Source organism: Photorhabdus caribbeanensis, from assembly GCF_018448885.1.
Classification (GTDB): Bacteria; Pseudomonadota; Gammaproteobacteria; order Enterobacterales; family Enterobacteriaceae; genus Photorhabdus; species Photorhabdus caribbeanensis.
In genome coordinates this window covers 23910-29909 of record NZ_RCWB01000047.1, presented here as the reverse complement: position 1 = coordinate 29909, position 6000 = coordinate 23910, and the positions used below count along the sequence as shown (strand labels likewise).

The 6000-nt window shown below is 44.4% G+C and carries 4 protein-coding genes; all 4 read right to left on the bottom strand.

Annotation, left to right across the window (positions count from 1 at the left end; all coding sequences use genetic code 11):
* Positions 1-13: 13 nt before the first annotated feature.
* Positions 14-2155: a type VI secretion system Vgr family protein gene (locus EAE90_RS21065; RefSeq protein ID WP_246551027.1), complete on the bottom strand. Its 2142-nt coding sequence runs from the start codon at positions 2153-2155 to the stop codon at positions 14-16.
* A 433-nt stretch (positions 2156-2588) separates the two neighbouring features.
* Positions 2589-2744, bottom strand: coding sequence for a hypothetical protein (locus EAE90_RS21060; protein WP_214055153.1), 156 nt, complete (start codon positions 2742-2744; stop codon positions 2589-2591).
* Positions 2745-2777: 33 nt separating this feature from the next.
* The gene (gene uvrB / locus EAE90_RS21055) at positions 2778-4787 is read right to left on the bottom strand and encodes an excinuclease ABC subunit UvrB (RefSeq protein ID WP_214055152.1); all 2010 of its coding nucleotides are present in this window, start codon (positions 4785-4787) and stop codon (positions 2778-2780) included.
* A 680-nt stretch (positions 4788-5467) separates the two neighbouring features.
* Complete coding sequence (locus EAE90_RS21050) at positions 5468-5680, bottom strand: hypothetical protein (RefSeq protein ID WP_214055151.1); 213 nt, start codon at positions 5678-5680, stop codon at positions 5468-5470.
* Positions 5681-6000 lie beyond the last annotated feature (320 nt).

Genomic DNA, 6000 nt, shown 5'->3' with positions numbered 1-6000 from the left:
GATATTGCCATACTTATATCTCCATAAATTCCATCACATACTCTACCGGCGTGTTACCGCTGGCACGGTATAAGGTTTGCTTCGGTTTCGGTGGGGTTTCCGGTGAACGCAGTTGCAGATTTTCTTCCGCCTCACTCTGTACCGTCACCGTTCTGCCCAGCGCATCGGTTTTACCGGAAAGGGTCTGACCGCCAGCAGTGGTAATGGTATAGCGGGTATGCGCCAGCGGCTTACCGCTCTGTTCACTGAGCAGGGTATAGCGGGCGGAGTAGTCAAACAGCGCACCGGCGGATTTCTTGCCGGTAATATGGTCAGTCATGGTGATGCTGACCCCTTCGATACGGATATTGCCCATCGGATCAATAACTATCTGCCCGCCTGCGTTCCCAATGATGATTTGCCCGCTTTCAGAGTGCACCGTGATATGTTTACCCACGGTAATTTGCTGGTTATCGGCGACGTTTAATTGATGGCTTTTACCAATGGAAATGGCTTGCTGACCTTTAATAGTCACCGTTTGATTCTGACCGACTTCAAGCGTCTGGCCGCCCTGTACGGCTTCATCATCATCGTTTTTAATTATCGCGGTGCGGTTATGCGCCACTTCTGTTTGCTGGTCATGGCCTATCTGCGTGGTTTTATCCCGGAGAATCTGCGTATTCATATCCCGCTGAGCATGAATAAACACTTCCTCGCTTCCTCTGGCATCCTCAAAGCGCAGTTCATTAAATCCCTGCCCTCCAAGAGTCCGGGTTTTAAAAGTGGTACGGGTTTTCTCCGCCGGTAAATTAAGAGGCGGGCGGTTGAGGCCATTATAGGTACACCCCGTCACAATCGGACGGTCGATATCGCCGTTGAGATAGCTGACGATCACCTCCTGCCCGACGCGCGGTATCGCCATAAAACCGAAACCGTTGCCGTTCCAGCCTTGTGCCACCCGTACCCAACAAGACGCGTTGTCGTCCGCTTTATCGTAACGGTTCCAGTGGAAATGAATCCGTATCGCGCCGTGTTCGTTCACATAAATCTCTTCGCTCCCCACCCCGACCACCGTGGCGACTTCATCACCGTCCGCCAGGGGTTTGTAGCGGTAAGGGGGCCGCCAGTCCTGGTTTCCGGGAATAAAGGCGACCTCGTTGGTCAGTGTTGTCCCTTCGCCACCGTCGTTTGATGCGACAGGTTGCCACCCATGATGCGTGACAGAGATCACCTGCCAGCGGTCGTTCATGGCCTCTATGGGATGAGATTGCAGGGTAAAAATTTTGCCCGGCCGAAGCCGGATACAGTTGGTTTTGGCGGTGCCGACTTTGCTGTAGTTTCGTAACTGCTCCAGCCGCAATTGGGTAAAAGGTTTTCCTTCCTCGTCCCATTGGAAACGTCCGTAACTTTCAAACACCGAATTGTGCCCGCTATCGTCGGATTGCTTCTGATGTTCAAGAGAATATTTGGGGTTAAGAAAGTTATGGTCTTTCTGGACCGTGCCATTCGAACACAGGTATTCGCCATAACTCCACTGGTACGCCGTGGTATCGGTCTCGTCCGTTTCAGGATGCGTATTGTAAGTAAGATCGATATCCGCCTGCATGCCCAGACGGCAATCACAGAACAACGTCTGTTTTTCCTCAAACCAGAAAATAATGCCCTCTTCCGCCGCCAGACGGCACCAGAAATCATAAGCAGATTCGCGTTTTTGCGTGGTGTATTCCCGTTCGGCATGGCGTTTATAGAGCGTATCGCGGGTAAATAAAATACGATGTTCTTTAAGCAGGATCGTTAAGATTTCCGGTACAGACTTCCGATGGAAAATACGGCTATCCTGATTGAGCGTCATCAGCCACATTGTAGGGCGGATAGTGAAAATATAAAAAGTGCGACGGCCATCGGTATTATCCTGTTCAGCTCCGGTTATCAACCCATTAATAGTCCGTTCGGGGATGCCATTGCGGGTAATGGTCAGTGACGCGCTGTCCCCCAGCTGTTCATTCAGGGGAATGTCATCACGTGAGCTCACCACTTTTAACGTCAGGCGATAAAGCTGCGACAGCTCTTCATGTAAAGTAAATTGCGCTACCTGAAAAGTGGTTTGGGGCAGTACGCCAATTCGGCAGGTGAAAACTAATCCATCCATATTTGAAACCCTACGTAATTGAACCATTATCCTGCAACGGGGATAACGCAAGAGGCTATTAAGCGAGTCATTACATGCGGCTCTTTTAAATAGCGCCGGTCTGTTCCGCGGTAAAAAAATGACAGCGTAAAATAGCCATCATTTAATACGTGGCGTTAGAGAGAACAATAGACCGCTTCCAGCTAAGTAGGATGGAGTGGAGACAAATAACAGAGAATTTCGCTCTCTAGGTATTATGACCACAAGAGCACGATATTTATCAGATGAATATGAAAAGAATGTGATTAATGTCACACAAAATGGCTAATTAATCGTTCTCAATTCCGATTTTTTATATTGAATTATTTAATTAATAAATCGCTCAATCTCTCCTTTTTTAATCGAAAAATTTAGGTTATACCCTATGGATTTCAAGATGTATCGCAGCGGCAAGGGAGCGAATCCCCGGGAGCATAGAGAACTATGTGACCAAGGTGAGTGCAGCCAACAAAGAAGCAACTTGAAAGATGACGGGTATATATTGAAGTTCAATATTTAGCCTGTCATGGGTTGTCAGCCCCAATAACAGGCAATAAATCTCTGCGGGTTTATTTTCAATGCTGGCCTTTTGCGACATCCTCTCATTGGGCAAGGATTTACGGGGCAATTGTTAAGAATTAGCTATAAATTGCTCACGCAATGCCTGAACCTGATCCCGAACACTGGCCGCCTGTTCGAATTCAAGATCCTGCGCATGCTGGTACATCTTCGCTTCCAGCTCGCGGATTTTGTTTTCCAGCTCTTTGGCAGACAGTTTGCTAAATGTTTCCGTTGTGGCAACAGCTTTACCTCTGCCTCTCCCTTTGCCATTCGTCGGCTGTCCGATTTGCAGAATATCACCAATTTTCTTATTCAGACCTTTTGGAACAATGCCGTGTTTTTCATTAAATACCTGCTGTTTAGCACGACGACGTTCCGTTTCACCAATCGCTTTCGCCATTGAATCAGTTATCTTATCGCCATAAAGAATCGCTTTACCATGCAAGTTACGGGCAGCACGCCCAATCGTCTGAATTAATGAACGTTCAGACCGCAGGAAACCTTCTTTATCCGCATCCAGAATGGCCACCAGAGAAACTTCTGGCATATCCAGCCCCTCCCTCAGCAAGTTAATCCCCACTAATACATCAAATTCACCTAAACGAAGATCCCGAATAATTTCCACACGTTCGACAGTATCAATATCCGAATGCAAATAACGAACCCGTTCACCGTGTTCTTCCAAATACTCGGTTAAATCCTCCGCCATTCGCTTAGTCAACGTGGTAACTAATACCCGTTCATTTTTCACCGCCCGAATGCGAATTTCAGACAGTAAATCATCAACCTGGGTTGCGACAGGACGCACTTCCACTTCAGGATCAAGCAAACCCGTAGGACGCACCACCTGTTCCACCACATCGCCACCGGATTTTTCTAATTCATATTTGCCCGGCGTTGCTGAAATATAAATTGTCTGTGGAGCCAGTGCTTCAAATTCTTCAAACCGAAGTGGGCGATTATCCAGCGCAGAAGGCATACGGAAACCATATTCCACCAACGTCTCTTTGCGGGAGCGATCCCCTCGGTACATCCCACCGATTTGCGGGATGGTAACGTGCGATTCATCCACTACCAGCAAACCATCAGCCGGGAGATAATCAAACAGTGTCGGCGGCGGCTCCCCTTCAGCACGACCAGAGAGATAACGGGAGTAGTTTTCAATGCCGGAGCAATAACCCAATTCATTCATCATTTCCAAATCAAATTGAGTACGCTGCGTAATACGTTGCTCTTCCAGCAGCTTACCGCTCGCCAGCAATACCTGACGCCGCTGCTCAAGCTCAACTTTAATCGCTTCCATGGCCTGAACAATACGTTCACGCGGAGTAACGTAGTGAGTTTTTGGATAAACGGTGTACCGTGGAACATGATATTGAATCTGTCCTGTTAACGGATCAAACAGTGATAACCGTTCTACCTCATCATCAAATAACTCAACGCGCAGGGCATGCTCATCAGATTCAGCCGGAAAGATATCAATCACTTCACCACGTACCCTAAATGTCCCTCGCTGAAATGCCTGATCATTACGGGTATATTGCAATTCAGCCAAACGCCGCAGAATGGAACGTTGATCGATAATCATACCGTTAGTCAGGTGGAGCATCATTTTTAGGTAACTATCGGGATCACCCAAACCATAAATAGCCGAAACAGACGCCACAACAATCACATCTCGCCGCTCCAGCAAAGCTTTGGTAGCAGACAAACGCATTTGCTCAATGTGCTCGTTTACCGAAGCATCTTTTTCAATAAAAGTATCGGAACTCGGCACATAGGCTTCAGGTTGGTAATAATCGTAATAAGAAACAAAGTACTCTACGGCATTTTCTGGGAAGAAGTCCTTCATTTCACTGTAAAGCTGAGCCGCCAGTGTCTTGTTCGGAGCAAGTACCATCGTTGGTCGGTTTAAATTGGCTATCACATTAGCGATAGTGAATGTCTTACCCGACCCCGTTACTCCTAGCAAAGTCTGGTGGGCCAACCCGTCTTCTAAGCCTTCCTGTAATTGACGGATAGCCTCTGGTTGATCACCACCCGGTTGGAAGTCAGAATGTAATTTGAACACCTTACTCATCGGTATCTCACTTTCCTAACATTATTTCAATACAATAATACTGGATAAAAAACCAGCTTCAAGTTGGTTTTATAAAAACAGGCTTATTTAGGCCACTTCCTATCAATTAAACATGCATTGATATCAAAATAAATGCCATTTTATCCCCAAAATTATCTTGATTTTTCCATTTTTTATATGATCGGCTGAAAGGTGACAACATGGGGAATCATCACCGGCCAGACAAGGCTTGATTTTAGTTATCTTATTGATATTTAAAAGGATTAAAACAAAGACGAGAATAACATCAACCTTGACTCAAGCCGCGTATTTTCTTGCGTTGCGTCACTTTTCTAAGTCTAATACACAAGGTTATCCACAGGAATAGTGGATAACTCTACAAACCCTATTAACTGTACGAGGTTGCAACATCATGCCACAAAATAGGTATTCTCTATCGATAAAAATTTTTACTATTTTTTTAACCCTTATCTCAGTTATTCATTTCAAAAAAATGAATAAATTTTCTGAAAAAGTAAGAATTTTCTTATGGAAATTAAACACCAATAAATTATATTCGTTCAATATTATCAGCATTAAAGGTAGATAATGATAATATTTTTCTGTATGATGGATACAAAAAACCAACTTTTCCCCATCAAGCAGCAGAAAACAATATAGCATTAGGTTAGAATTTTTATTCAATAAGAAATAACCGGTGAACAGTTTCCTGTATGAAATCTGTTACAAGAGAAGAGTTGGGTTTTACCTAAGCGGAAATAGGATTCTCTGCTTCCTACGCTTTCAACAATAGCAGCTTCAATATCATCAACAGCGCTTTTGACTATCTTTACTATTTCAACAAACAATGCCAATAAACATTTACCAAAAACAGCAATTGGCTCAATTGGCATGAACAAAACCCAATTTTTAATTAGGATATTAAGGTATGTTATTGATAAATTAATGAATTCACATCAGCATATCCCCTATTTTACAAAATAAACTCTATCGCAAACGCATAAAAAAATGATAGATACACAAATATCAAATCGACACTGCCCTCGTAAAACGTCCAATATTCTGCTGGCTGTTTTCGATCGAAAAACTACTTTGTATCTATCATTCACAATTCCAATCGATTGCTATTCCAAAGCATCTTTATACTGCCATTTCCTGGTGTTTTAACTATGTTATCATTTTATTAGTTTACTAATTTCAGTCCTAATGTTTA